The following is a 24,049-nucleotide window of genomic DNA, read 5'->3' as shown; positions in this document are numbered from 1 at the left end:
AACCAGGTTCCCCGGTAGCTCAATGGTAGAGCGGATGGCTGTTAACCATTAGGTTGGTGGTTCGAATCCGCCCCGGGGAGCCAAGCATCACCAACTGCGAGAACTGCACCTTCATGGTCAACAGTTCTCGTTTTTGCGTTCTGCAGGCCCTCTTCCAGCATCGCAGCCACGTTCATCTCGATCCTCACCTCGTCCCTCTCCAGCTCGATCCGCCTCGCGAACAGGTTCAGGTAACGCTTGGCCACGCCGCTGTCCGGCGACAGCAAGGCCTTCGGCAGGTTGTCCCCGATGGCCTGAAGGCTCTCGTCCTTGAAGAGTTAGATCGGCAGCGGCTTGGGGCCCTGGCTCCGCTCGATCTGCTCGGATATATCGGCCTCCTCGGCCTTCAGCTCGCGGAGCCGCCAGAACATGGTGCACGCTCCGAAGAAGGTCTCCACGCAGGCGTCGTAGTGCTCCGGCACCAGCGGCAGCACGAACCGGGTCAGCCTCTGCTTGCCGCCGTACCAGGCGAAGGGTGCCGTGAGTGCACCGCTCATCTCCGTTCACCTCTCGACCGTTGCGTCGCGGCCCGGTCGGGGCCGTTCGACATGCGGTGCCGCCGCGGGCATCCGCGGTGCGGAACCGTCGAGCCGTGGTACGCCGAGGGCGGGCCCCGGTCAAGGGCACCATGTCGAACTCCCGTCCGCCGCGGCCCCTCCGGCGACGCCAGCGGCGTCCAGCATCGTCGCCGCCGCACGGTCGTCGTGATCCCCGACGGACTCCGCGATGGCGAACCCGGGCGACCCCAGCAGGTCGAGGGCCCGGGCGAACAGCACGAGACGGTCTTCCCTGGAGATGTCGTCGCCATCGAAGCGACCGGTGACCTGCTTGCGATGAAGGATTCCTAGGTCCAGTTGTCGAATGCACTGTGTCCTGCCGGGGGGCATCTTGGAACAGGCATTCCTCTGGCACAGAAGCCCATTTCGACGGCCTTCGGTTTCTCCTTGCTCCTACTTCATGAATAGGGCGGGCCAGCTAACCACGACCTCTGGGAGACGATCTGAGTATGGCCAATTCAGCTGCAGTGAAGTCGGCGGTCTGGGTGGTGGCGGCGGCAGTGACGTTTGGGTTACCGGCGGCGGCAGCCCACGTCAGGGTCGTCGGCCCCAAACTGGTGAATGAGTCGGGAGAAGCGTTGGTGCTCAGGGGCGCCAATTGGGGTTGGTGGGGCTGTGTGGAGCCGCATGATGCCTCCGATATGAAGCGCCTGGGCGCCACTCTGGTGCGGATTGCCTTCCTTCATGACAAGGTAACCGATCCACCCGACAGCGACCGGATCGGCGGGCCGGGCCTCGCGCTGCTGGACAACATGTGTAGCTGGGCCCAGGAGGCAGGTCTGTGGTTCATCCTGGACTATCACACCCCTCCTGGCGGCAACAACCCCTGGAGCTGGAATTACGGAGGCGCGAACCGGCTTTGGCGGGAGCGCAAGCTGCAGGAGCAGTGGATTGCTGTGTGGACGCAACTGGTCCGGCGCTATCGGCACTACGACCGCCTTCTGGGATACGAATTGATGAACGAGCCCGTGCCGGAACAGGACTACCCGCTGGAGGACTACGAACGGCTTTGCCTGGAGGCAATAGACGCTATCCGGGCCGAGGACCCTGATCGTCCCATCGTTGTCAGCGATCCCTACTGCTCCAGCATCGCCGGCCTGGAGAAGGCTCTGCTGCCGCGACCCAGTCTCGTATATACCATACACTTCTATGAGCCGGGCATTCTGACATACTGGCAGATCCCTGACGGCCGCTATCCCGGCGTGTGGCCCCTTGTCCAGCGCTGGCTGGAAAACACGCCGGAAGACTGGGGCGCCTCCGGCGACACCGATTGGCACGTGCTGGAGCAGACCTTTACGCCCCCGGCGGAAGCCACCCACGGGCAGCTCATCCTGCGTTCGACGCGCAACGTGGGTACTTGCTGGTTTGACGATGTGAACCTGCTGTGCGACGGTGAGACGGTCCCGATCTCCGACAACCTGGACTTCCCACCGAACAGGAAATCGGAGGGGTGGATCGTCGAGCGCCAGACCGCCGGGCAGTTCGCCTGGGATCCGCACGAAGGCCACAGTGCCCCGGGCTCCCTGCGCATTCAGGGTACCGACTCCTACAACGCATGGGCGTTGCAGAAGAAGTTCCGTATCAAGCAGGGCGCTCAATACGTCTTGCGTTGCCACGTCAAGACCAGCAAGGCAACGGGACACAGCTACCCGATGGTTGCATGGTTCCACTACGAGGAGGAGCAAGTGGACAGAGCCTGGCTGGCGGCACGCATCCGCCCCGCGGTGGAGTTCCGGGAGCGGCACCAGGTGCCGGTGTTTTGCGGTGAATTTGGCTGCGCCCAGCCGTCCTGGGGCGACGGGGTCACCTGGGTGGCCGACGTAGCAAACATCCTGAACCGCTTCGAGATCCCCTGGACGTACTGGAATTGGCGGGAGACAACGGGGATGGGCAGCATGGGTGTGTGGGTGAGGAATGCTGAGCACCAATATGTGCCCCAGCAGGCCTTGGTGGACGCCCTCAGCCGGGCTTGGCAGGAATAGGCACGTCAAGCCGGGAGTCTGTCCCAGAAGTGCAGAAGCGCTTCGTGGCGCGCTACTCACGAAGCCTGATGGTCCGATCCGGTTGGGCGAGAGCGCCTCGAGTGAGACCCGTGCGGCGCCGGCCCGAGATCTCCCTCCAGCCTAGGTCACGGTGCCACCCGGGCAGGCCCCCCGAAGGCGGGTCGTACGTGGGCGATCGACATGTGCGAAGGAATCCGCATGTCCAGAAGGCCTTGTGTGACAAGATGTGGACTTGCGAAGGGGCCTGTACGGAAATCTAAGGTCCGGCATTGTATAGCATGGTTATAAGATCGTCGGTCTCGTGTACCCAGGCCTTGCCGCGTTGCTTGGCGTTGAGCCTTGCGATCGCCAGGAACATCCCCACGTTGGCGCCTGTGTCGCTGTGGTACGCCGTGGCGCGGTCCAGGGTGCGGCGCAAGGGTCTCATCCCCCCGCCTTCCATCGCGTTGGTCGTGCGATCGCGCTGTGTATGCTTCAAGCTGAGCGGTCTGAGATATGCGATGGACGCGGCGAAATCCGTACGCAGGCTGGCGACGGCTTCCGGCTCCACAGCCTGCCAGTCTTCAACGAAGCGCTTCAACTGCTCGTACGCGTTGACATTCAACGGCGCTATCGAGACTGTGCTCACGGAGCTCCCCCCTCGGAGATTGGTTTGGGTGGTAACCTGCCGTTCTCCGAACAAAGGGTAGCTCCCGGCGGTCTTCCCAAGACTCACGCCCCGGCACTAGACTTCGGTGCGGACTCCGCGGAAGGAGCCTGCGGTCTGCATGGGGCACTGTGCATTCACGGCAGGAACCTCCGGGAACGGCTTTATGGTTCGCTACCAGGCTATTCCGGGGTCCCTGCCGCTTCGCCTCCTCCAAGTTGGTGCATGGGGCGGGCTAGAGTGTCTTCTGGTTGGGCCTGCAACTGGTCCGCCACCACGACCCGTGGCTCGCCAAACTCACGCGCGGACTACTCAAACCCGTACCAATTCCCCATCATTGTAGTGGGTAAGGACCAGGCGTTGCGGCTATGGAAAGCATGCTCGTTGGTAGTGTATACTGGCCCAGTCTCGTTCATCACCTCCGTGGCGGTCCCTGGATGCGGCCACTGTCGGCGGGACTCCATGATTCGGACGCACGACGACCACTCCCAGCAACCGGAATCCTTGGCCGGCCTCACTCTTCGCGCAGTTGTCCTTGCGGTAGGCTTCACCTTCGCAATCTATCTGCTCACCACGAAGCCAGGGTTCGTGCGGATCAATTGGGTCCCTTATACGTCCCCCCCGGTCCAGCCCTTCTTCATCCTGCTGATCCTTCAGGGAGCAAACCTCCTTCTCTCACGCGTCCGGGGCCTGCCCTCGTGCCTGCGTCCATTGTCCCGCGCCGAGGTCTTCCTGATCTATGCCGCGCTGTCGATCTCGCTGCCCATGGAGCGCGGCGGATATATCATCCACTACCTCACCAGCGGCAAGTACTTCGCCACCGATGCGAACAAATGGGGCGAGCTGTTCGAAGCCTACCCTGACTGGTTCGTGCCCAAGGACGAGTTGACGATCCAGCGCTGGATGGAGGGCTCGGCGTCGGGCAACATCCCGTGGGGTGAGTGGAAGACACCGCTCATCGCCTGGTTCAGCTTCCAGATGGTGATGGTGTTCACGGTCATGTGTCTGGTGGGACTGTTTCGCAGGCAGTGGTCGGAGCGTGAGCGCCTGACCTATCCGCTGCTATTCATCCCTGTGGAGATGACCGGCGGCAAGCACACCGAGGGCATCACCAGCGGGTTCTTCCGCAATCCCTACATGTGGGTGGGCTTCTCCCTCGCCGCGGGATTCAACGGGCTGAATATCCTGCACGCGTATTTCCCGGCGATCCCCGGTTTCCAGTGGCACGTGCCGCTGGACAAGAATTTCACCGACGGCTGGCTGCGGTTCTTACGGCCGCTGAGCATCAGTTTCGGGTTAGAAGTGTGGGGGCTGGCGTACCTGGTTTCGGGTGAGGTCCTGTTGTCAGGGTGGCTGTTCTACTTCATGTTGAAGATGGTGAAGGTGATCGGGCTCAGCGCCGGCATGCGGGCCGGGGGCTTTCCTTTCTTCCAGGAAGTCAGTTCCGGCGGATACGTCGCTCTGGCTTTATTCCTGATCATTCTCGCGCGACCGCATTTCACCTGGGTCTGGCGGCAGATCGTGAGTGGAAACGAGGACACGAACGAGCCCTTGCGCTACCGTTGGCTGGCAATCGGTCTGGTCTTGGGGACGGCGGGGATGGTCACCTTCTGGGTGCAGGCCGGACTGCCCACGCTTCTGCCGCTGAGCGTGGTCTTGAGCACGCTGATGTTCACGCTTGTTGCAGCGCGCGTGCGCGCGGAAGCCGGGCCACCAGTGGTGTGGTGCCATCCTTACGGATATGACCAGCAGATGCCCTATCAGTTGATAGGGTCGCGGTATATCAAGCAGCACGGTGGCGCCAGGAGTATGGCGCTGTTCGGAGCCATGTTCTGGCCCGGTCGGGCTGCATACCCTCATCAGATCGGCCAGTATTTTGTGGATGGCTTCCAGCTTGCCGGGTATGCTCACGCGAAGCGCACACACCTGGTGGCGATCATGCTGCTGACCTGTGCGGTGGCACTAGGCATCACGTTCTGGTACCACTTGGATGTGGGGTATTCGCAGGGGCAAGTGCTGATCGGGAGCCGGTCCGGGGAGCAGAGCCTGGGCTGGGGCTTCAACTGGTCGCGGGGTCAGTATAACGTGGTGCGGACCGGGCTGGACAACCCGCAGGGCCCGGATTTCCTGCGCATGGGTTTCTACGGCGGCGGTTTCGTGTTCACCTGGCTGCTCACGATGGCGCGTATCCGGCTGACCAACTTCCCCTTCCACCCGCTGGGGTTCCTGCTGGCCACACTGTATGGCGACCACACGCCCTACTGGTTCCCGTTCTTATTTGCGTGGACTTGCCAGCGGCTGCTTCTGCGGTACGGCGGTTACCGGACGTATCGCCGCTTCGTGCCCCTGTTCCTCGGGCTGACCCTGGGGCATATGCTCATTGGCGGGTTTCTGTGGCGCATCGTCATCAACTACTTTATCGACCCGTCAATCTCAAAGAGGTACTACCTCAATCTGGGCGGGTAAGGTCGGGCGGCAGTCGAACACATCCGGGGGTGTTGGCATGCAGCGTGAAAGTGGGCCAATGAGCAAGATCATCGGTTGCTTCATCGGGATCGGGCTTCTTATCGTGCTCGGCGGGCTGGGCTTCGCAATGGCGAACGATGGCGTCATGCGGGTTGTGTTTGGCGTGATCGCCGCGGTGATCGCGACGATCATCATGGTGGTAGTGATCCGCAGCCAGATCGCGCGCGGCACCTACGAGGTTATCCTACCTGAGCTGACTGGATCAACTAGACTTGGCTCAGCACTGCGCTGGCGTCCTGCAGTCCAGTGCAAGAAGTCTTTCAACACCGGCACACCCACTGCCCAACTGATCTGCCGCGAGCATGCAATCAACCGCGGCGGCACCTCTGACACTCACTACCACAACGATCTGGTAGAGCAGGAGTTTGTGCTCGGGGAAGCCCGGCGGCTATCCCCGGGTGAGGTCGCGGAGTTCGCGGTGGATGCTAAGCTGCCGGCCAACGGCATTCCCAGTTTCAGCGGACAGAACAACTTCATCGAGTGGGAGCTTGTGGTGAGGGTACCAGCGCGGGGATTGATCCCCGATATTCGGCAGGTGCGAGCGCTGCATCTCCCGCCTGAGTTGGAGAGGGGCGCCGATCGCGGCACAGGGCCGGACAGCGTCATTCCGGTGGAATGGCTGGCTCAAGTCAAAACGCCGCCCGTGCGCGACAGGCAGGGCCCCGTGAGTGGCCGCATCACTGCGCGCGAAGCTGTTACGAAAGACGGGCTATACGTGGTGGCGGCCGGGGATACGCTTCGCCTCGAGCTTAGCGTGGAGACCGACAGCAACATCCACTGCCGCAATGTGCTGTGCTGGGCAGGCTGCAAGATTCACGGTTCTGGCTCGGAGGAGAAGGTCACGGTGCTGGACTGGCACCCGATCCTCGAAGGGGACTTCAACGCTGGAATGGTGATCAATCGGACGCTCGAAGTGAAGGTCCCTGCGAGCGGACCGGTGAGTTTCCAGGGGCGCTATGTGAAGATGGACTGGATGGTGCGGGTGCGGGTGGACATTCCGGTCTGGCGAGACAAAGTGCTGGAACTGCCCTTCATCGTGACGCCGCGGCTAATGTAACCGCACGGGCAATTCGCCGGGTTGCGGTACGGATCAGTGCCGGGGTGATGATGCACGGCGCGCCATGCTCTTCAAACAGCTCGTAGCCGATCTGCAGAACGCGTTCGGGGATCCCCCGACTACAGGCGAGAAGTACGCGGTCGGCGCCCGGTGCAAATGCCCATGCATCGCGCGCAGCGTGTTCCAGTGTTGCGAAGCGTGACAGCAATAGCTCCGCCGCCGCGACGGGGTCCTGCAGAGGATGCAGGCGGATGGTTCGGGGTGCGAAGCCGGCGCGTCGCAGCGCTGCAGTGTGCAGGCGATGGGTGGCCAGCAGAACTCGGCCACCGCTTTCCCTGACCCGGGCGAGAAGAGTGGCGAGGTCTGCCCGGGCGAGGCGGTCAGTCTCGTCCATCAGCGTAACCGGGCCCACCGGCACCTCGCAGGCTTGGGCAGGACCTCCCAGGGGTACGCACGTATACGGTGCGTCGATTCCGTCAAGGGCCAACCGGTGGCGCACCTGGAACAGGAGCGTCGTCTTGCCCGTACCAGGCGGGCCTATGACCTGGAGTGCATCCAGTCCGCCCACAACAAATGCCCGCGCAAAGGGGTGCCAGTGGTAAACTGGGGCGAGTTGTGCGGGGCTGATCGGTTCGAATGGGTTGCGGTGCCGGGTGTGCTGCATGCACCGTGCCTCGGACAATAATCGCAGTTGAAAGCCTGAGTTCGTCGCCCGAAAGGGCAGGAACGGAGTGTGAATGCCGTGGCAGAGGAGTTGACTTACAGACCGTCTGTACCTCCCGTGCCGCAGTCCATCGAGGACACAGGGCTGAATCGCGGGTTCCTATCCGACCTGGTGCTCAAACTGGTCTATCTCGGCGGCGAACTGAGCGCCCAGCGGATCGCTGACGAACTGTGTCTCCCCTTTATCAACGTTCTTGACCAGATCCTTGCCTTCCTCAAGCACGAGACCTTCCTGTCGATCAGCGGCGGCGGGAGCTTCGGCGAACAGTCCCTTGAGTATCACGTGACTGAGCGCGGCGCTGCTCGGGCGCGGGAGGCCATGGTGCGGTCCCAATACGTGGGCCCTGCCCCCGTCCCCCTGGATCGGTACACAGAGTTTGCGGTTCGTCAGAGCGTGTCCGAAGTGACCGTGCGGCATGATCAGGTGCTGGAAGCCTTCAGCCATCTAGTTCTGCCCCGGAAAGTGCTGGACCTCCTCGGGCCGGCGATAAACTCGGGCCGCTCAATCTTCATCTACGGCGAGCCTGGCGGTGGAAAGACGACCATCGCAGAAGGCATCGCTCAACTGTTGGGCGGCGCCATCCACGTCCCTCACGCAATCGACGTCGACGGCCACATCATCAAAGTCTTCGATGCCCAGTATCACGAACCCATAGAGAATGCCAACAGCCCCGAACCGTTCACACCGGAGCGTCTCGTGCCGCGGACAGACAGACGCTGGGTCACTTGCAAACGCCCCGCCGTATCCGTGGGCGGGGAACTGACACTGGCCAGCCTCGACCTCATCTATGACCCCGTGGTGGGGTTCTACGAGGCGCCGCTGCAGCTCAAAGCTAATGGCGGCATGATGCTGATCGACGACTTCGGCCGCCAGCAGGTACGGCCGGTGGACCTGCTGAACCGCTGGATGGTGCCCCTTGAGAAGCGCAAGGACTACCTGTCCTTGCACACCGGGAAGAAGATCGACATTCCCTTCGAGGTGTTGATCGTCTTTTCGACCAACATCGCTCCGCGGGACCTTGTGGATGAGGCCTTCCTGCGGCGCATTCGGCACAAGGTGGAGATTCTGTCACCGACCGTGGAGGAGTTCCGGGAGATTTTCCTGCGAGTGTGCGCGGCCAGGAATGTGCAGTTCAACGAGAGCGCCTTTGAGCACCTCGTCGGGGAATGGTACACGCGGGAAGGGCGGGAGATGAGGGGTGTCCACCCGCGTGACCTGATCGAGCAGGTCATAGATATCTGCAAGTATCATGGGGTGCCCCCCACGATGACGCCCGAGCATCTGGATCAGGCCTGCGACTCCTATTTCGTGCGTCTGTAGCGGGACATCACGGCTCGGGCAGCTTCTCGAGATAGCTGCGAACCATTGCGGCCATGAGCGCCTTGGCGCGCGCGGATCGTTCAGCGCTGATGGCGAAGCGCTTGTCCTGCTGGTCATCCAGCGATGGCGAAAGGTGGACGTCGACCATCTCGCTCCAGCTGTAGAATGCGAAGCCGTTGCCGAACTGAGCCACCTGGGTCGCGTAGAGGTCCGCGATGCGCGCCGTCTCCTCGGGCGCCCGATCGTTTCCCCAATCGCTGTAGGTCCGATATCCCAGAATTGCTGGCTGTCCGGTGCGTTCCGTCCAGGCTTTCAGGAAGTCGGCCTCCTTCCCATTCAGCAAGCCAGTAGCGCGGAAAAAGAGAATGTCCGCGGATTCGGTGCAAGCCGGGTTGGCGGCGTAGTCGATGCGGTAGCTCTGGGCATGCGGGTGGTCGCTGGCGAACTGGTAAGGCAGTTCGGCGAGGATGAGAACATCCGGGTGGGTGCGGCGCAGTCGGGACGCCATCATGCCCAGGGCGTCGGAGATCATGCCGGCGCGGAACTCGATGTGGTCCTCCACGGCCGCCGGATGCGCACTCGTGCCCGCGGCATGGTTGGCGTAGTCGAAGATCGCTGCATCTTGCGGGTCGACATCCCACAGGCTCGCGTAAGCCGTCCCCCAGGCCTTGTTGAGGTCCCCAACGCTTGCGTATCGCTCTCGCAGCCAGCGGATGAAGAGCATGTTCGTTGCATCGTCGAATCCGCCTCCGTCCCAGGCAAGCTCCACGCTTAGAGCCACGACCGGGCGCACCTCACCGTTCCAGCGCAGGTGGAGAAGGGCCTGGTCGCGGTAGCGCTCAATGTACTGCGCTGCATACGCGGCCCCCGCCTGAATAGTGGCAGCGTCCCAGATCTGCACGGAGCCGGGCGATCCGTCCTGCTTTGTGCCCAGTCTCAGGTCCACACCGTACCAATCGCGGATTAGCTCACGGCGCGGCTGGGGAGACAGGTCGGCCCACACCTTGAGGCTGAGCCAGGGGATGATTTGCAACCCGGCCTCCCGCGCCAGCCGGTGCTCGCGATCCAGCCACTTCCAGTCGCCGTCGATGGCCTGCGACCATTCGTGGTCCAATGCCAGTACGGAGACGCCGCTGGCGCGGATTTCCATCAGGTCGCGGCGGATCACATCGTCATCGCTCTTCCAGGGCTCCCACCAGTGCCCGAAGTAATAGACGCAGACCAGCGGCCTGCCGTCCTCGAGGCGCAGAGGTTCGGCCCAGGCGGCGTTCGGAACACTTGTCAGCGCCATCCAGGCTCCGAGCATCGCGATCATCATCGATCCCCCGTTCGTGGTATCAGCCGTAGACCATACGGGTTCCTCGGCTTGACCATTATACAGGTCGAGGGGACCTGAAGGGACGTGACCTAGCTGCGGGGAGCTCTCACCGCCGAATGAGCATGACAGTCCCGGAGGTGGCGTTGATACGCGCATGCCTGGTTCTGAGGGCCGTGTGAGTTCGCGCTACCGCTCGCCAGAACCTCGGAGCCCGGAATCGGCGGCCAGAAGAGGCGAGTGGGGGCATAGCTGCGCTTCCCGCTCCGAATGATGGTTGTTGCTTCGCCCATCACGGAGTACCCTCCTCTGGGCCGCGACCTGACCGAAGCCGGGTTTGTGAACTCGCTGCGGCAGAAGAGGCGGGTATAGCCCTCGGCAGCAAGCTACTGCATGAGCCAGCGATTGCCGTTGGTGAAAAGCCCGCGCCCTCGGAACTCGGGCCGCGGTCGCCACCTCCCATTCCGTGGGAGCGCCTCGGGGCCTCTACCCGCTGCTCGCGACCATTTCGTGCCAGAGGGCTGCGTAGATGGCGATGACCCGGCGCGGGTCCGATGACTCGTCGGCCTCGATGGACATGAAGCCGCCATAGCCGTCGCGCTTGAGCATTCCGAACAGCGCCTTGTACGGGTACGGATCCTCGAGATTGTGCATGTGGACGTGGCGGATGTGCTGCTTGAGCGGCTCGTAGAAGGCCGAGATCGGGCCGAACCGCATCTCGCGCGGGTCGCAGTTGTGCACGATGCCCACGCGCGGGTGATTGGCCAGCTCAACCGCTTTGAGCGTGTACTCCCACCAGTAGAAGTCCCCGTGCATCTCCAGGCAGACGTCCACGTTCCTGGTGGCGGCGTGCTCAGCAATCTCACGCAGGGACGCGCCCACGTTCTCGACAACTTGCATCTTATCCGCACCCGCGGGGAATGCGTTCCCGAACACCCGGATCCGCGGCGCGCCGCAATCGGCCGCCAGGTCGCAGTACTTCTTCGCGCGGTCGATGTGTTCTCTGCGCACATTCTCGTCCAGGTCCTCGAAAAGGCAGCTCGTCGCAAGGCAGACAAAGGGGATACGGGCGTCTTCGAACCGGCGCTTCACCTCGGCGCGCCGGCTGGCGTCAAGCTCCAGTTCGACACCATGCTGGTGACCCAGCTCCGCGCGCAGTTCCAGGCCCTCAATCCGCGTGGTGCGGACTACGTCGAATAGCTCCTCCAGAGACATGTCTTTCCCGAGCAAGTATGTGAGCAGGCTGAGCTTCATTTGACAACCCTCCCGGGTTCTGATTCGCGCTGCCCTTCTTCTCCCAGCAGTGGGTTTCGACCTGCGCCTGCGTCAGTTGCGTCCGGGTTCGCAAGGTGACAGAGACATCCGCGGCGAAACAGTGTGGTGAGCGTGCGGGCAGACATGGCCCGCGTCCCCGCCGCTGCGCCAGAAGCAGTGCGACCTTTCTCCCCCCGATCCCTGCGATGCGGAAAGGACCGACCCGAGCAATGATGCCGGAACAGGGCGACAAGAACGTACATGTCACCGTCGATGACGTGGCGCGAGGTGTAAGCAGTGTGGGCGTTGGCAAAGGCGATATCGTTATGTTCCACAGTTCGCTGAGCAGCATGGGACACGTCGTCGGTGGGCCGAATACCGTGATCGAAGGATTCCTGCAGGCGGTGGGCCCGGAGGGCACGGTGGCTGTGCCGACGCTATGGTGGAACGGGACTCAGGATATCAGGGACTGGGACTACGAGAACTCGCCCTCGTACCCGGGGATCATCACGGAGACCTTCCGACAGCGGCCCGACAGCATTCGCAGCAATAACCCCACCCATTCCGTGTCGGCCATTGGCGCACGGGCCGCGGAGTTGACGGCGGACCACGGCAAATGGGGGCTTCGACCATGCCTGTTCGGTGACGCGGCCTTCGCCGAAGCCAGCCCGTGGGAGCGGCTGTACCAGTGGGATGCTCACTACTGCTTTCTGGGCGTGGATTTCACGGTGAACACCCAGGCGCACTACTGCCAATGCCTGCTGGTGGAGTGGGCGTTGGAGCAGGCGCCGGAGGAGCGGCGACAGGGGCTCCTGGACCGCATCTCTCGCTGGGACGCGGTCGTAGAATACTACGAGAAGAGTCGGGCGGGCATGAACCCCTCGGCGGACTTCGTGTGGCCGGGATTTAGTTTCCAGGCCATGGGGGAGTACCTGGCTGAGCTTGGTCTGGTGCGCTTCGGCAAGATCGGGTCAGCCACGATCCGCGCAATCCGGACGCGGCCGATGGTGGATACGATACTGGAAACCCTCAAAGCCAGGCCAGAGGATTGGTTCTCCGAGCGCTTCCTGGCATGGTGGTATGAAGCGCTTGACAAGTGATCACAAGATGTGGCCGGACACGGTGCAAGGAGTTGGCAGTCGCGACAGCGAATGGAAGATTGAGGCGGCGCGTGGAACGCGCCGTACATGAGAACCGCCCCAGACCGCTGGGGTATCCTGAGGAACGGAGGTTGCACCATGACGAGACGCGGCTTTACCCTGATCGAGCTGCTGGTGGTGATCGCCATCATCGCCATCCTGGCAGCAATCCTGTTCCCGGTCTTCGCACGTGCCCGCGAGAAAGCCCGCCAGACGTCGTGTCTGAGCAACGTCAAACAGCTGGGGCTGGGTTGTCTGATGTACGCCCAGGACTACGACGAGAGGACAGTGTCCGGCAGCGGCTACCAGGCGACATCGATCAACTGGGAGCTGAAGGTCATGCCGTATGTGAAGAACACGCAGATCTTCATCTGCCCCAGCAGCCCGTACGGTGCTTTCGACTACTGGGGCTCCACGCTGTATCGTAGTTACTCGCTGCCGGTCGGGGCCGGCATCGCTCTGGCCCAGTTCACCAAGCCCGCCGAAACTGCCATGCTCGGGGATGGCGTTCACCCGGCGGTGGAGTACCCGCGAGGTCTGGTGCCCGTGGTCTGCAAGGGCTGGGCCACCTGCCAGACGACTCCACCCACGGAGAAAGACTTCCTGCACAACGGCGGCAACAACATGGTCATGTATGACGGCCACGCGAAGTGGGCCAACTGGATGACCCTCAAGGCAGCATCCGACTATCACTACGGTATCAGCAGCACCGACGCGAAGCTGTATTTCAAGAACAATCCCTAAGGATGAGACACGCCTGGAGAGCCACACTGCGGCCCCCCTGGATGCAGGGGGGCCGCGTTCTGCCGATCCGGCCTCTGCGGACATGAGGCGGACCGGCTCCGCGCGACCGGCAAAACCTTTCCGGGTTCCCGGGGCAATGCCACCGACAAGGAAGCAAGAGCATGGTCATTGATGTTCACGGTCATATCGGGCGCATTTCGCCCGATCGCCGCGAGTTCGTTGATGTCACGAACCTGATCGCGAAGATGGATGCCTGGGGCATTGATGTGACCTGTATTCTGCCCCTGAGCGAACACCCCGAAGGGGCGTATCTCGAAAGCGACACGGAGGACGTCATCGCAGCCTGCGCCCGGTATCCCGGGCGGCTCATCCCCTTCTGCCTGATCGACCCGCGCTACGGCAACCGGGCCGACATGGATTTCACGCACCTGCTGGAGGAGTACACGGCACGGGGCTGCAAAGGCATCGGCGAGTTTCTTCCCAAGATGGATTTCGACGACCCGCGTTGTATCAACCTGTACCAGCAGGCGGGACGGTTCGGGCTGCCGGTGCTCTTCGACATGATGGACTGTCCGCAAAGCTACGGTCTGCGCGATCAGTTCGGACTGCCCCGGCTCGAACGAGCCCTGCAACTGTGCCCCGACACCGTGTTCATCGGCCACGGGCCCACCTTCTGGGCGGAGATCTCGGGGGAAGTGCCCCATGACAGCCGCGCTGGGTACCCCACGGGCCCTATCGCGCCCAATGGTGCTGTGCCGAGACTCATGCGGCAGTACGAGAACATGTGGGCGGACATCTCGGCGGGGAGCGGTCACAATGCATTGACGCGAGACCCGGCTTTCGGGATCGAGTTCCTCGACGAGTTCCAGGACAAACTGATGTTCGGTACGGATTCCTGCCTGCGCAGTGATGTGGATCGTATCTGGCTCACGGTAGGGCTGATGCGTGACTTGCGCGAGAACCGGAAGCTTCCGGAGGAGGCCCTGGAGAAGATCGAGTCGCGCAATGCGGTGCGCCTGCTGGGGCTTCAGGGAGCATAGCGGCGCGTCAGTCGAGAACGGCCATGACCTCGGGCACGAGTTCCTCCAAGAGCCCGAGGTCAGCGGCGAGGTCCAGCACGGTGTAGCGGTCACGGATGCACCGCGCGTAGAGGAGGGCAGACCGCACCTCCGCCCCGGTCAGCCCGAGTGCTCCCGGGCTGGTGGGCACTCCGGCGGCCGCAAGCGAGGCCTTGAGTTGGCTTGCCGGGATCAGCAGCGGCTCAAGGCTCTGCCAGAATGCCGGCGCATCCGCGTCGAGCCGCGCGATTCGGTCGCCCGCGCCGCCACCTGCTGCTGCTTTCCGGGCGGAAAGTGAAGCGATTTCGTCCGCTGTCTGCTCCCCGACCAAGGGCTCGAAATGCCGGCGTAGCTCGTCTTCGTTTATCTGCACAGCTCGCTGCCGCCGGCCCTGTTGGGCCATAGTACGCCGGCGCAACAGTTCGTAGAGCCTTGCCGCAAGAAGCGTTCCGATAGCGACTTGGCGGCCGTGGAGGTCGGGCTTGCGTCCCCGCGCCGCTGCGGTCATGTCCCAGTAATGCGACAGAAGATGCTCCCCGCCGGAAGCCGGGCTGGATGACCCGGCCATCGCCATTGACACCCCCGAGCGGATCAGCCCGTCCATGAGCAGCTCGATGGCCTTCGGCTCCCCGGCGCCTATGCTCGCGGCCTGTGCTCTGCAGGCGCACTCGGCATCAGTCACAAGTTGCACGCAGCGCTCGCAGTAGTGCTCCCCGGTGAGCAGATGGGCCATGAGCCAGTCCGCGGAACTTGTGTTCTTCGACAACAGGTCCCCGAACCCGGCCTGGATCATCTCCCGTGGCGCGGCTGAAAAGACGTCGGTGTCGCAGCAGATCGCTACCGGCGGCTGACAGGGTTGGGTGGACTTGACGCCCCGGACGGTGATGGCGGCAATCGCCGAGGGATAGCCGTTCATCGAAGGCGCAGTTGCCACGCAGAGCGATGGGATCCCCGCGGCGCTTGCGGCCAGCTTGGTCAGGTCATTCAAGGTGCCGCTGCCGATGCAGACCAGAAAGGCGGCATCTCCGGGCAGCGCAGCGCAAAGCCCGGCGAGGGTAACGTCATCGGCATGCACCTTGCCCTCGCCATCGAAGGGGGCCAGTATGATGTGCCGGTCAGCGATGCCCGCGAGGAGCCCGTGGGCACGGCGTCCGCAGACATCCCAGGTGTTCCGGTCCGCGATCAACACGCCGCCGGCATCGGGCAGGTGTCTCTCCGCCAGGCTGCGCAGCCGATCCAGCGCTCCTCTTCCCATATCCACTTCGCGCGTGGGAACGGAGTGGGTCTGCCCGCAAGCGCATGCGAAGCTTCTCCCCAGAAGTGAGTTCAGATCGGTTGTCATCGTCGTCACCTGTCCGTGTGGCGGTCAGCCCGTACATAAGGGCTTTCGATTTCTCCGGAGGACGGGCGCATCCTCCCCAGCAGCACCGGCAGGCGAGGACATGTGCGAAGGCGAATGAATGTCTGATCCATTGATGGCCCATCTGCCAACTGGAGGCTGTCGCCATGCGCCCGCTTCATGCATTTGTCATCGGGTGGTCTGCTGCCGCGATTGCCTTGCCGGCATTGCTGCCGGCGGCTGAAGTTTCGACTCTCATGCCGCCGCCCAAGCAGCTGCGCGTGGGAGCCGGAATGGTTCGCGTGTCAGGAATCTCCCGCGCCGAGGTCGCGCAGGATGAGGCCATGGTGAACTACGCCGTGGAGGTGCTGGGGAAGTCGCTGGGCGAGACGACGACCGGCGAGACGGGCAGCACTCCCCTGCGCGTGGTGATCACCGATGCGGCTGGGCTGAAGGACGCAGCGGATGCGCTTGGGCTGGCTGCGCCGCCCGATGAAAGAGCAGCGGAAGCCTTCGTGCTGGATGTCGGGATCTCGCGCGGCGATACAGCAACACTCACAGCCTCGCCGGCAGGGGCGGTGTATGCGGCCTATGCGATCCAGCAGCTCGTCCGCGAAGAGGGCGGCAAGCAAGTGCTGCCTCGCGTCGCCATCAGCGACTGGCCGACCCTCACCGAGCGCGCTCACACCGGTTGCCCGCGGAATACTAGCCCGGGGGCGCTTCGCACGCTTGACTGGTTCGCGCGCTGGCGGATCAACGCCGCCTACTACGAGATCTACGGCGACCAGGGGCAGGACACGGTGCCGCCCGAGGTCAGCGCTGTACATGAGGAGTGTGCGCGGCGAGGGATCACCCTGTACGGGCTCATCTCCAACTGGCGCACGGAACTGCTGCTCAAACGTCAACTGTGTCCATCAAATCCCGAGGACCTGGCGCGTATCCGCCGGTACTCCACGGAACTGCTGGATCGCGGGTGCGACGGCCTGATCTTCCTGTTCGATGATATTACCCGCGACGCTGCAACCCACACCGAGCGATGCGCCGGCTGCCGTGAGAAGTTCGGTTCCCTGGCGGCGGTGCAGCTTGCCCTGCTTGAGCCGATGTTGGACGTGGCCCGGCAGCGCGGCGTCACCCGGCTCATGGTCTGTCCCACGCCATACTTCCAGGGCTGGCAGACATACTACGGCGGCCTGGATGGTCCCGGGTACTTCAGGGTCTGGGGCGAGGCCCCGCAGATGGCTGATGTGGCCCAGTACTTCTGCCAGTTGCGCCGCGATGAGATCGAGGCAGTGCGCGAAGCCGGGCTGCGGAACTTCGTGTACTGGTACAACGGGCTGTACGACCAGGATCAGTTCGTCCCTGAGATGGCCCGGCAGCCCGGTCTGTGGGGAGGATTCAGCCAGCTTCCGTGGGGCTGGTATCTCGAGCGATGGGACCCTGAGAAGGGCGTGGTGCCCCGGGAGGACTCCATCGCCGCATTGCGCGAGTTGCCCACGCTGACCGATCGTGCGTGGCTCTGCGGCGGGGGCGACTGGAACTTCGCGCTCTGGGGAAGCTACTGCTGGGATCCCGCGAACTATGACGTGGAGCGTTATGAACGCAACATGCTCGAAGCCATCTTCGGGCAGACTGCGGCGTCCCAGTATTCGGCCTGGCGGGACGCAGTACGGTCTTGCGTGCCCCTGCTCGCGTCGCGGGTGAAGGTCATTACATCGGAAGCCCGCGGCCGGCTGATCCAGGCACTCTCCGACGCGGCAGTGCGCTCCGACACGGCCGCGCGAGAGTTCGAGGCGACAGTCACAGCCCCACGGGCTCCAGGCGTCGCTGATGGTCGGATGCGCCAGGACACTGCCAGGCGCATGTCTGAAAGCGCCCGCGCTCTGCGGGGCCTGGTCGACTCCGCCGGTGCGCCCGTGACAGCGGTGACCATGGGCCCGGAACGCGAGAACGCGGTGGGTGAGGCGACTCGCCGCGAGCGGACGTATTACGTCAGCGACTTCTGGAGCAGGTTCGCGCTGCGGTATTCGCAGACACAGGAACCTGACGGCTCGGTGCATCGGAGCCAGTGGCATTTTGGTTCCGGCCTGGGCATGACCGGGCCCAGCTATCGCAACTGGTATGACGCCGGGTTCATCGACGTGGTGCTGGATGGCCAGTCGCTGGACACCTGCACGCCTGCGTTCACGACGCTGGATACTGCCGGTGGACAGGTGTTGCAGGGCGTCTGGAGGACCGCGAAGGGCACCGTCACGCTGCGGTTCGGGCTGCTGGAGGGCGGCTTGAGCATTCGCGGAGTGATTGAGGGCGCAGGGGAGATTGCGCCGAGGGTGGACCTGTTTGCCATTCCGAGCGCCGGCAATGGCGACTGGGCGGACATGGCGAAATTCGCGGTCTATGAGACAGGTGAAGTTGACAGCGGCAAGCCGCTGGACCTGCCCCAAGGGGCTGACTGGATACTCCTGGGCGACCGGAACTACGACGTGCCCCGGGAGAAGGCCGAAGGCCCCTGCGCAGTGCTCTTCGGGCAGCCGGCGCCCGCGGTGCATCACGATGGTGGGACGTACGTGGTGAAAGTGACGGGCAGTTACCCGGCGGGCACGAGCGAGTTCTCTCTGCTTGTGTGGGACTTCAACGGACTGAGCAATGCCCAGGCGCTGGCGGAACTCCGGCGAAAGCTGCCCTCCGCCCGAGCCGGGTTGAGCGCAGCCCGATAGTGAATTGCGGGACACGAATCTCGGCGCCCAAATGGAGGGACCCAATGCGCGAAACGCCTTCAGGCCGCAGCCTCGTACGCGCCGCATTGAGCGGACAGGCCACCGAGCGTGTGCCGGTGGCGCTCTTCACCTGGGGTTTCGATTACACCTGGCAGGTGGCGGGTCTGGAGCCCTGGGAACTGGCTTTCGCGGACCGCGAGACTTGGCATGAGGCCCATCTTGCCCTGTTGCGCCGCCACAGGCCGGACGCCCTATTCTACAACGGCCCCGGCGGCGATGACGTCCCAGTGCTGGTCGAGACCACGGCGTCTGAATGGCACATCGCCCGGGGTAACGCGCGGTACCGGATGGACCGCACGAGCCTTGCCGTTACCGACGCGGCCGACCGCCACGTCTGTGACCCCGTGGGTGAACTGCGCACCCGCGAGGACATCGACCGCGCGGTCCCGGCCGATGAGAGCTGGGGTGCAGCGTATCTCGAAGACCTCGCGAGGCTGATTGCCGAGGTGGGTGACGAGGCCATGGTCTTCCCCCATCACTCGCCGGCGTATATCCGTGCCTGCTATGCCTTCGGTTTCGAGCGCGCCATGGAGTTGATGCTGACCGACCCGGACCTGTTCGTGTACGCGTGCGAGCGCTATGCCGCCAGCGATCGGCGGCTCATGCGTGAGTGGCGCGACGCCGGCGCCGAGGTCGCCTTTATCGCGGATGGCTGGGCATCCTGTGACATCATCTCACCGGCGATGTTCGACCGCTTCGCCCTCCCATACCAGCGCTCGATCACCGAAGCCGCGCACGAAGCCGGGCTGCGCATCGTGCTGTGGAATGAGGGCGATGTCCTGCCCATACTGGACCGCGAGGCGGCCCTGCCGGTGGACGCCTTCGCTTTCGAGCAACCGCGCAAGGGGGCCAACCTGACGGTGGATCGGGTCCGGGCCGTCTTCGGCGACAAACGCTGCCTCTTCGGAAACCTGGACTCGGAACTGCTGCTCCTGCGCAACGACCCGGACGAGATTGCGCGGGCGGTGAAAGCGCAGCTTGCGTCCTCGGGAGAGAATGCGCCTTTCGTCCTGTGCACCGGCAGCCCGCTCCCGAGTAATGTGAGCTCGGAGGCCGTGGACACCATGTTCCAGTGTGCGCGCAGGATCCGGTAGTGTCTTCGCCGGCGCAGACCCGGTAGCGGCCCGCGATAACGTATTAGGCGTCGGCCCGTGGGCGTTACTCGAACAACACCGCCCGGAAGTCGTGCTTTTTCATCTTGAAACGCGCCTCACCGCGCGCACCGTCCATGGCCTTTCCTGTCTCGAAATTGGTTGCAGTCACGGTCTCGGGCAGGCCAATGGCTTTCAGGTCCAGCTTCAGGCGGCAGTCTCCGCCCTCGCCGTAGTCAGTCACGATCGCGATTGCCTTCTGTCCATTGACCAGCACGATTCCGCGAACATCGGCGCCCTCTGTCTGCAGGGGGAAGCCGTCGTCCCAGTAGTTGTAGACGCGGCAGTGCGGCGTGCCATAGCCGAACTCGAAAAGCTTCGCGAACATTTCGTGGTGGAACCCGGGCTGCCAGTCCCAGACGCGGATTTCGTGGACCAGGCAGACCCCGAGCCGGGTGCGCATGCACCAATCGTACGCCGGGTCCTTCGCGTCGTAGAAGCCGCCTGCGAGGATAAGCGGGATATTGCCGCACTGGCGCCCTATGGTCTCAGCCACGGTAAGGTCCGGTGCGAAACGGTCCTGGAAGTCGCGCTTGCCGTACTGCCACTCCCAGTCCAGGTTGATGTTGGCGAAGGACAGGATCGGCACGATGTTTGTGTTGGTCATGTGGGCGACGTTCGCGAACACGGGCCTGCCCTGTTCGTGGAAGAGAAACGCCGTGCGCTTGATGAGGTCGCGCATGGCCCACAGCCCCATCCCCGGATGAATGCGCCCCTTCTCATCCACCCACGCGCCGCCGACAACGGTGTCGTAGTGAGCTGCCATGAAGATATTGTCCCAGTAGATGCCGTCGAAACAGGTCATCATCTCTTTGTACGAGGCCATCGCTGCATCCCTGAAGCTCTCGCAGGGTGTGATCTCGTAGGCCAGTGAGCCTGAACGGCTGCGCTCCTGGTAGGGGAAGTTGACCCACTCGTCCTGGAAGACGGGCCACTCATCTTCGTGGAACCCCATGCCCCGGGGATTGGTGTATGGCGTCCAGAGCCAGCCCTTTGACCGCACGGCTCCCGAAGCCGAACGCATGCCCGACTGCACGTGGATGTCGTAGGTCTTCCACATGTCGCTCTCGGGGTCGACATAGGGCTTGTTCCCCTCCACCCACTGCTTCACGAAAGCGTCGTCATATTCCCCGGTGTCACGCGCGCGGGAGAATGCATCGTAGATCGACAAGTCCCGGCCACGCGGCCACAGGTCATAGCTGAGCATCCCGTAGTAGTACGTTGCCCCGACGATGGTGAAGGGCTGCACGCCGATGTCATTGGTGCTGCTGCAAATCCAGCGGCGCCAGTTGACGGGCTCTTCGGGCATGGGTTTCGCAGGGGTGGCCTGCAGGCCGAACACGATCTCGCGCGGCGTCTCGAGGGTGGTGGGTCTCGTGATGAAGTTCACCCGCAGGAGCAGCGTTTCATCCTGGCGGATCAGCTCAATGGTCGGGGTGGATTCGTCGAGACTCCACCCTTTGTCTGTATCTGCGAACCACGCCAGGCCGCGCTCTCCGCCACCCAACCAGATGTAGGGATAGAAAGTACCGACGATGTTGGTCCTGTTTGCCTCGTTGGAGTTCCATACCGGTCCGTCGCCCGCCGGTGTCCTTCCCGCGAAGTTGAACCGCAGGCCGTCGCCGCAGGCGTGCATGTACGGCATCTGCGAATCGTCCAAGGGTATCTCCAGCGAAACCCGCTCCACCGCGGCGTCACTCCGGGCCGCCTGGGCCCTGTCAAGTTGGAGATGCACCTTGGCCATTCCATCCTGTTCCCACTCGCTCCGGATTCGGGCGGCCAGCGGTCCTGCGGTAAAGCTACCCCGAGTGACCACGAAGTCGGGCCGGCGCTCAGCTGCGGCAAGCTCGCCAGCGGAAACCTGCTGTTCGCCGTCGGGCGTCCGCACCACCCAGCGCATGGGGCCTTTCAGCAGCGGTTTTCCCAGGCTCTTGACTTGATCCCAGATTCCGGCGCCGTTGAGAGAATGCTCGCGCAGCACCGTGGATAGGGTGTTGCCGTTGAGATCAATGGCCGTGAAGGGCGGGATGACCCGCTGGGACAGCCCCATCTGGTTGTGCTCCCAGGCGAACACCTTCCGTTCATACACCTGTGAGACGGGCTCCGCCGGCACGCCCTCTCCACCCATGAGAGTGACTGAGATCTCGTAGGCGCCTTCGGCCAGGTTACCGATGTCATGGATGCTCTCATGTTCGTAGTCGGTGAATTGGAGGTCCGTAACCAGGACGTCGGGCCCGTCCGGCTGCTGGCGCACCTGAAGTCGGGCCCGGCGAACCTGATCCCGCGAGGCCAGTGACTTGACCCCGACCCGCACCTTGAGCTTCCCGTAATACGGGTATACCTTGTACTGAAACTCGATGGCCTGCCTGTCTTCCTTGCCTACCTCCCAGCGTTCAGCGGGGACCTCCAGCTTCCAGGTGAACTCCCGCTGGTAGAAGGTACGCTCGCCGTCGGGGGAGGTGACCCGGATGATTGTCCGGTGCGCGCCTTCCGGGCCTCCATCCGGCGGCTCGAAGGTCACAATTTCCCGCGCGGCTGGGGCGAGAATGATATCCCTGGTGACCTCCGTCGGCGGGTTACGGCTCCAGGTGTCGGAGATCGCCACCCGCACCGGCAGGACGCCCGTAGCCGACGCTGGAAGAGCAACGCCCAACTCAATCCTGGGCTTGCCTTCGCTGCGCAGCCCCAGCACCTGCACGATCGGGGCGGTGGGGGAGAAGCTCACGCGGGGCATCGTTGGGATGTCCTCGTATGGCGCGGAGACGCTCTCCCAGCGGCTCTGGTCCCAGCCACGCTGCCAGTTGCGGCAGATGCGGATTCCCCACGGGTGCGCCAGGTCGCCGGCCGTGGCGCCGATCGAAGCGAAGGGAATCGCGATCTCCACATGCCAGTACCCATCCAGCAATTGGCTCTGATACTTCCAGCCCTTGATGCGCCATGCCGTGTTTATCGAGTTCTGCGGGTTCGATGGGTCGAAGGAACGGTCGAAGATCGTGCCGCGTGGGTTGGCGATGATGTGAAAATAGCGCTGGTCTCCCGTGGTTGCCCCCAGATGCGGATGTATCACCAGTTCCACCGAGTCATCATGGAGTGCGGCTACGATGTCTCGGTCGCCGTCGGCCACAGCGCGATTGAGTATCTCTCCCCCGGGCGGCAATTCGGTCTTCTGGGCGATGTAGAGCGTGTCTGCGCCGGCGCCCACCCAGAATATGGCATCGCGGGCTCCCAGCATCAGGTCGTACTGGCTGCACAGGCCCACATTGCGCGCCGCGCCGGACCACTCGGCCTCGTCAATGCGGCCGTCGATGGTGGGAGGGGTCTCCATCAACGGGAGAGTGACCACAGGCAGCAATGGGTCGGCGGCGAGAGGGATTACCACGGCCAGCAATGCTGCCATCCCATGCGCTGCGACCGAGAGACGGTTCGTCCAGGGTGCGGGTCGACCTGTCATCGCGCGCTCTCCTTCGGGCCTATCGCACTGTATATGCTCCGCGCTTCTTGCAAACTCAGGGGGCGACGGTAGATAGTCAGTTCGTCGATCAGCGTCGGCTCGCCATCCGCAGCCCCCACGATCAGTCCGCCGAACTCCGCCTCCGTGGGGCTCTGCTTCACAGTGAGACTCTGAAACTCACCACCGTCCAGTGAGAACTGCATGACGGGCCAGGACCAGTTCGCCACAAGCAGCCGCCACTTGCCCTGGGGAAAGCCCTCGGTGCCGAACATGAGACAGTTATTGCCGGTGACATCGGACAACATGAGGAACTGGAGCCCCTCATTTCGGGTACAGACCCCTTCCGCATTGTGGAGGGGGCCCTGACGCTGGAGGTAGAAGCTCGAGTTGGTTGTCATCAGCACCACGGTGTTGCCACCATTCCCCCGGGTCCACGCCACCGGACAGATCCAGACGGAGATTGCCCCGCGCGAGGCCAGGGGAGCATTGCCCGCGCGCGGATACATCCCGGATCCGCTCCCATCACCAGCGAGAAGGGCGCGGCCTTTCACACCCGGGGCGAATCGCGGTCTCCCGTGGAGAGTGAAGGTCGCCGCGCCGGCGGCCATATCCGGGGTCAGGCTGTCGCCATCGAAGGTGAGACGGAAAGTCACCCAGTCCATAAGGGCCCGCAGTTCCGAATTGGCGAAATAGGGGTCTGCGCGGGGGTCGAGAGGATCGCTCGGAGCGGCCTGCAGAAGCGCAGTGAACACCACGGCTGCCAGGCTGACAAAGACGCACCGCATATTGTCCGTCTCCTTGTGCCAAACAGGGCGTGGTCGGCGGAATAGAGATTTCGCGCCGGATGCCGCTAACCCTCCTGGTGGTTACCCCGGCACGATGCCCCGCCAGGAGATGTGAGGCGGGAGGATCGCCCAGAGCGGGGGAGAAGGGGGATACGGCTGGTCCTTCA

General features: G+C 63.5%; 17 protein-coding genes, 1 tRNA gene and 1 pseudogene. 10 read left to right on the top strand and 9 right to left on the bottom strand.

The window, feature by feature from the left end; genetic code table 11:
- Window positions 1-8: 8 nt before the first annotated feature.
- Window positions 9-83: transfer RNA gene (locus HPY44_17370), tRNA-Asn, on the top strand.
- A gap of 234 nt (window positions 84-317) precedes the next feature.
- Here HPY44_17370 and HPY44_17365 read toward each other — a convergent pair.
- Together HPY44_17365 and HPY44_17360 are read right to left on the bottom strand one after the other, a co-directional pair.
- Complete coding sequence (locus HPY44_17365) at window positions 318-536, bottom strand: hypothetical protein (protein NSW57779.1); 219 nt, start codon at window positions 534-536, stop codon at window positions 318-320.
- A 120-nt stretch (window positions 537-656) separates the two neighbouring features.
- Complete coding sequence (locus HPY44_17360; GenBank protein NSW57778.1) at window positions 657-926, bottom strand: hypothetical protein; 270 nt, start codon at window positions 924-926, stop codon at window positions 657-659.
- Between the two features lie 119 nt (window positions 927-1,045).
- Here HPY44_17360 and HPY44_17355 point away from each other — a divergent pair, with 119 nt between their 5' ends.
- Entirely contained in the window at window positions 1,046-2,578 is a 1,533-nt protein-coding gene (locus HPY44_17355) for a cellulase family glycosylhydrolase (protein ID NSW57777.1), read from the top strand.
- A gap of 277 nt (window positions 2,579-2,855) precedes the next feature.
- Here HPY44_17355 and HPY44_17350 read toward each other — a convergent pair whose 3' ends face one another.
- Window positions 2,856-3,227, bottom strand: a complete 372-nt coding sequence (locus HPY44_17350) for a hypothetical protein (protein NSW57776.1) — start codon at window positions 3,225-3,227, stop codon at window positions 2,856-2,858.
- 480 nt (window positions 3,228-3,707) lie between these two features.
- On the opposite strand from HPY44_17350, the gene HPY44_17345 reads away from it, so the two are divergent.
- On the top strand, window positions 3,708-5,711 hold the full coding sequence (locus tag HPY44_17345; GenBank protein NSW57775.1) for a hypothetical protein: 2,004 nt from the start codon (window positions 3,708-3,710) through the stop codon (window positions 5,709-5,711).
- A gap of 58 nt (window positions 5,712-5,769) precedes the next feature.
- Window positions 5,770-6,828, top strand: coding sequence for a hypothetical protein (locus HPY44_17340; GenBank protein NSW57774.1), 1,059 nt, complete (start codon window positions 5,770-5,772; stop codon window positions 6,826-6,828).
- On the opposite strand, the gene HPY44_17335 is transcribed toward HPY44_17340, so the two are convergent.
- Window positions 6,803-7,492, bottom strand: coding sequence for a hypothetical protein (locus tag HPY44_17335; protein ID NSW57773.1), 690 nt, complete (start codon window positions 7,490-7,492; stop codon window positions 6,803-6,805). The genes HPY44_17340 and HPY44_17335 overlap by 26 nt on opposite strands.
- A 69-nt stretch (window positions 7,493-7,561) precedes the next feature.
- On the opposite strand from HPY44_17335, the gene HPY44_17330 reads away from it, so the two are divergent.
- Window positions 7,562-8,872 (top strand): ATP-binding protein, encoded by a 1,311-nt coding sequence (locus HPY44_17330; protein ID NSW57772.1) that lies wholly within the window; start codon window positions 7,562-7,564, stop codon window positions 8,870-8,872.
- A gap of 7 nt (window positions 8,873-8,879) precedes the next feature.
- Here the strand turns inward: HPY44_17330 and HPY44_17325 are convergent, their stop codons facing one another.
- Together HPY44_17325 and HPY44_17320 are read right to left on the bottom strand one after the other, a co-directional pair.
- A complete protein-coding gene (locus HPY44_17325) occupies window positions 8,880-10,190 on the bottom strand; it encodes a beta-galactosidase (protein NSW57771.1) in 1,311 nt (436 codons plus the stop codon).
- A 483-nt stretch (window positions 10,191-10,673) separates the two neighbouring features.
- Window positions 10,674-11,441 carry a sugar phosphate isomerase/epimerase gene (locus tag HPY44_17320; GenBank protein NSW57770.1) on the bottom strand — a complete coding sequence of 256 codons (768 nt, stop codon included), beginning with the start codon at window positions 11,439-11,441 and terminating at the stop codon, window positions 10,674-10,676.
- A gap of 230 nt (window positions 11,442-11,671) precedes the next feature.
- On the opposite strand from HPY44_17320, the gene HPY44_17315 reads away from it, so the two are divergent.
- From HPY44_17315 to HPY44_17305, 3 genes and pseudogenes are all read left to right on the top strand, one after another.
- Window positions 11,672-12,541 carry an AAC(3) family N-acetyltransferase gene (locus HPY44_17315; protein ID NSW57769.1) on the top strand — a complete coding sequence of 290 codons (870 nt, stop codon included), beginning with the start codon at window positions 11,672-11,674 and terminating at the stop codon, window positions 12,539-12,541.
- Window positions 12,542-12,679: 138 nt separating this feature from the next.
- Window positions 12,680-12,865 (top strand): annotated as a pseudogene (locus tag HPY44_17310) (prepilin-type N-terminal cleavage/methylation domain-containing protein).
- 620 nt (window positions 12,866-13,485) lie between these two features.
- Window positions 13,486-14,364 (top strand): amidohydrolase family protein, encoded by an 879-nt coding sequence (locus HPY44_17305; GenBank protein NSW57768.1) that lies wholly within the window; start codon window positions 13,486-13,488, stop codon window positions 14,362-14,364.
- A 7-nt stretch (window positions 14,365-14,371) separates the two neighbouring features.
- On the opposite strand, the gene HPY44_17300 is transcribed toward HPY44_17305, so the two are convergent.
- Complete coding sequence (locus tag HPY44_17300; protein ID NSW57767.1) at window positions 14,372-15,724, bottom strand: sn-glycerol-1-phosphate dehydrogenase; 1,353 nt, start codon at window positions 15,722-15,724, stop codon at window positions 14,372-14,374.
- 164 nt (window positions 15,725-15,888) lie between these two features.
- Between HPY44_17300 and HPY44_17295 the strand changes: the two genes are divergently transcribed.
- Window positions 15,889-18,435 (top strand): hypothetical protein, encoded by a 2,547-nt coding sequence (locus HPY44_17295; GenBank protein NSW57766.1) that lies wholly within the window; start codon window positions 15,889-15,891, stop codon window positions 18,433-18,435.
- A 44-nt stretch (window positions 18,436-18,479) separates the two neighbouring features.
- Window positions 18,480-19,589: a hypothetical protein gene (locus HPY44_17290; GenBank protein ID NSW57765.1), complete on the top strand. Its 1,110-nt coding sequence runs from the start codon at window positions 18,480-18,482 to the stop codon at window positions 19,587-19,589.
- Between the two features lie 64 nt (window positions 19,590-19,653).
- Here HPY44_17290 and HPY44_17285 read toward each other — a convergent pair whose 3' ends face one another.
- The gene (locus HPY44_17285; GenBank protein NSW57764.1) at window positions 19,654-23,097 is read right to left on the bottom strand and encodes a hypothetical protein; all 3,444 of its coding nucleotides are present in this window, start codon (window positions 23,095-23,097) and stop codon (window positions 19,654-19,656) included.
- On the bottom strand, window positions 23,094-23,882 hold the full coding sequence (locus HPY44_17280) for a hypothetical protein (GenBank protein NSW57763.1): 789 nt from the start codon (window positions 23,880-23,882) through the stop codon (window positions 23,094-23,096). The genes HPY44_17285 and HPY44_17280 overlap by 4 nt, the downstream gene beginning before the upstream one ends.
- Window positions 23,883-24,049 lie beyond the last annotated feature (167 nt).

The organism is Armatimonadota bacterium (assembly GCA_013314775.1).
Classification (GTDB): domain Bacteria; phylum Armatimonadota; class Zipacnadia; order Zipacnadales; family JABUFB01; genus JABUFB01.
This window is presented reverse-complemented; position numbering and strand designations above follow the sequence as displayed.

Bases quoted from the DNA above. Each gene is read 5' to 3' on its own strand.
- HPY44_17365 (NSW57779.1), bottom strand. From the start codon at position 536: ATGAGCGGTGCACTCACGGCACCCTTCGCCTGGTACGGCGGCAAGCAG.
- HPY44_17360 (NSW57778.1), bottom strand. From the start codon at position 926: ATGCCCCCCGGCAGGACACAGTGCATTCGACAACTGGACCTAGGAATC.
- HPY44_17355 (NSW57777.1), top strand. From the start codon at position 1,046: ATGGCCAATTCAGCTGCAGTGAAGTCGGCGGTCTGGGTGGTGGCGGCG.
- HPY44_17345 (NSW57775.1), top strand. From the start codon at position 3,708: ATGATTCGGACGCACGACGACCACTCCCAGCAACCGGAATCCTTGGCC.
- HPY44_17340 (NSW57774.1), top strand. From the start codon at position 5,770: ATGAGCAAGATCATCGGTTGCTTCATCGGGATCGGGCTTCTTATCGTG.
- HPY44_17335 (NSW57773.1), bottom strand. From the start codon at position 7,492: ATGCAGCACACCCGGCACCGCAACCCATTCGAACCGATCAGCCCCGCA.
- HPY44_17325 (NSW57771.1), bottom strand. From the start codon at position 10,190: ATGATGATCGCGATGCTCGGAGCCTGGATGGCGCTGACAAGTGTTCCG.
- HPY44_17320 (NSW57770.1), bottom strand. From the start codon at position 11,441: ATGAAGCTCAGCCTGCTCACATACTTGCTCGGGAAAGACATGTCTCTG.
- HPY44_17315 (NSW57769.1), top strand. From the start codon at position 11,672: ATGATGCCGGAACAGGGCGACAAGAACGTACATGTCACCGTCGATGAC.
- HPY44_17305 (NSW57768.1), top strand. From the start codon at position 13,486: ATGGTCATTGATGTTCACGGTCATATCGGGCGCATTTCGCCCGATCGC.
- HPY44_17300 (NSW57767.1), bottom strand. From the start codon at position 15,724: ATGACAACCGATCTGAACTCACTTCTGGGGAGAAGCTTCGCATGCGCT.
- HPY44_17295 (NSW57766.1), top strand. From the start codon at position 15,889: ATGCGCCCGCTTCATGCATTTGTCATCGGGTGGTCTGCTGCCGCGATT.
- HPY44_17290 (NSW57765.1), top strand. From the start codon at position 18,480: ATGCGCGAAACGCCTTCAGGCCGCAGCCTCGTACGCGCCGCATTGAGC.
- HPY44_17285 (NSW57764.1), bottom strand. From the start codon at position 23,097: ATGACAGGTCGACCCGCACCCTGGACGAACCGTCTCTCGGTCGCAGCG.
- HPY44_17280 (NSW57763.1), bottom strand. From the start codon at position 23,882: ATGCGGTGCGTCTTTGTCAGCCTGGCAGCCGTGGTGTTCACTGCGCTT.